General features: G+C 50.7%; 1 protein-coding gene. It reads right to left on the bottom strand.

Going from position 1 to position 1,834, the window contains the following annotated elements:
- Nucleotides 1-1,834, bottom strand: a 1,834-nt coding sequence (locus D1Z90_RS20450; RefSeq protein ID WP_119912619.1) for an Ig-like domain-containing protein, incomplete at both ends; no start/stop codon positions are given.

Raw genomic sequence — 1,834 nt, 5'->3', positions numbered from 1 at the left:
CTGCGGTGATTTCAGTATCTAGGTTAATGGCTGCATTAACGGATAAGTCTAATGAATAACCTTCGCTGTCGGTCACTATGGCCGTATTACCAGCTGCATCAGTCGCCGCCAAAGATGCTTCAATGGTCGTATCTGGATCGGCGGCTAAATCAACGCCTGGGACGTTAATACTGAAGTTACCGTCTGCATCCACAGGCCCAGTAAAGATTTTGCCATTTACCGTCAGCGTCACTGTGTCACCGGTTTGGAAATCGCCGCTCGCTTTACCCGTCACCGGGATTTGTTGCGCCGCTTCCGCTGCATTAATGATGTCATCCGCCGTGATGTTTTCATCCAGCGTAATGGCCGTGTTGGTCATTTCAGTGTCGACTGAATAACCTTCGGTGTCTGTGACGGTTGTGCTGTTACCTGCTGCATCGGTTGCTGCTAGCGAAGCATCAATCACTTTGTCGCTGTCTGCTACCAAGTCTGCGCCCGGTACGTTAATACTGAAGTTACCATCAACATCCACTGGGCCAGTGAAGATTTTACCGTTCACCGTCAGCGTCACAGTATCGCCGGTTTGGAAATCGCCTGAGGCTTTACCCGTGACTGGAATTTGTAGCCCGGCTTCCGCTGCGTTAATAATGTCATCGGCTGTGATGTTTTCATCTAACGTGATGGCCGTGTTGGTCATGTCAGTGTCGACTGAGTAACCTTCTGTGTCAGTAACTGTCGCGGACCCACCTATCGCATTGGTCGCTACCAAAGACGCTTCGATAGTGGCGTCTGGATCAGCGGCTAAATCTGAACCCGGTACGTTAATGCTGAAGTTGCCATCCACATCCACAGGGCCGGTGAAGGTTTTACCGTTTACCGTGAGCGTCACGATGTCGCCGGTTTGGAAATCGCCACTCGCTTTACCCGTTACTGAAATTGATTGGCTTTGCTCTGCCGCATTAATGATGTCGTCTGCGGTGATTTCAGTATCTAGGTTAATGACAGCATTAACGGATAAGTCTAATGAATAACCTTCGCTGTCGGTCACTGTGGCCGTATTACCAGCTGCATCAGTCGCTGCTAAAGAAGCTTCAATGGTCGTATCTGGATCGGCAGCTAAATCAACGCCTGGGATGTTAATACTGAAGTTACCGTCTGCACCCACTGGCCCGGTAAAGGTTTTGCCATTTACCGTCAGCGTCACTGTATCACCGGTTTGGAAATCGCCGCTCGCTTTACCCGTCACCGGGATTTGTTGCGCCGCTTCCGCTGCATTAATGATGTCATCCGCAGTGATGTTTTCATCCAACGTAATTGCGGTGTTCGTCATTTCAGTGTCGACTGAATAACCTTCGGTGTCTGTGACGGTTGTGCTGTTGCCTGCTGCATCGGTTGCCGCAAGAGAAGCTTCAATGGTCGTATCTGGATCAGCCGCTAAATCAGCACCAGGAACGTTAATACTGAAGTTGCCATTAACATCCACAGGGCCCGTGAAGGTCTTACCGTTCACCGTCAGCGTCACTGTGTCACCGGTTTGGAAATCGCCGCTCGCTTTACCCGTGACAGGGATTTGTTGCGCCGCTTCCGCTGCGTTAATGATGTCATCGGCTGTGATGTTTTCATCTAAGGCAATCGCGGTGTTGGTCATGTCAGTGTCGACTGAATAACCTTCAGTGTCAGTAACTGTCGCGGACCCACCTATCGCATTAGTCGCTACCAAAGACGCATAGATAGTCGCGTCTGGATCAGCGGCTAAATCTGAACCCGGTACGTTAATGCTGAAGTTACCATCCACATCCACAGGGCCGGTGAAGGTTTTACCGTTCACCGTCAGCGTCACGATGTCGCCGGTTTG

The sequence above is a fragment of the Motilimonas pumila genome, from assembly GCF_003596335.1.
Classification (GTDB): Bacteria; Pseudomonadota; Gammaproteobacteria; order Enterobacterales; family CBDFNC01; genus Motilimonas; species Motilimonas pumila.
This window is presented reverse-complemented; position numbering and strand designations above follow the sequence as displayed.